This is a genomic window from Pseudomonas sp. S36 (genome assembly GCF_016647875.1).
In the GTDB taxonomy this organism is placed as follows: Bacteria; Pseudomonadota; Gammaproteobacteria; order Pseudomonadales; family Pseudomonadaceae; genus Aquipseudomonas; species Aquipseudomonas parafulva.
The window spans coordinates 1-243 of record NZ_JACVVG010000124.1 but is presented as its reverse complement, the minus strand read 5'-3'; the positions used below and the strand labels follow the sequence as shown (position 1 = coordinate 243).

The window sequence follows — 243 nt, the reverse complement described above, 5'->3', positions numbered from 1 at the left end:
TACCGACGCATCGCCACCCAGTTGCAGGTTCTCGAAGGTGCGGCCGTCGATGTCTACTGCAGACTTAATGCCCAGGCTTAGGTCGCCCGAGTCCTTGTAGACGTCATCGCCCTGTTCAGCGTGCTCATACGACACGCTGGTTTGGCCAGCCTTGATGGTGACTTGAGCATTGTTGCTCAAGGTCACGACCAGGTCGTGGGCCAGTGCAGTGTTGATCTGTACGGTGAACGTCGGTTTAACGTT

1 protein-coding gene is annotated in these 243 nt (G+C 56.4%); it reads right to left on the bottom strand.

The features are described 5' to 3' along the window. Positions 1-243 (bottom strand): immunoglobulin-like domain-containing protein (locus tag IAE36_RS23555; protein ID WP_201214986.1); only part of this gene is annotated, 243 nt, incomplete at both ends.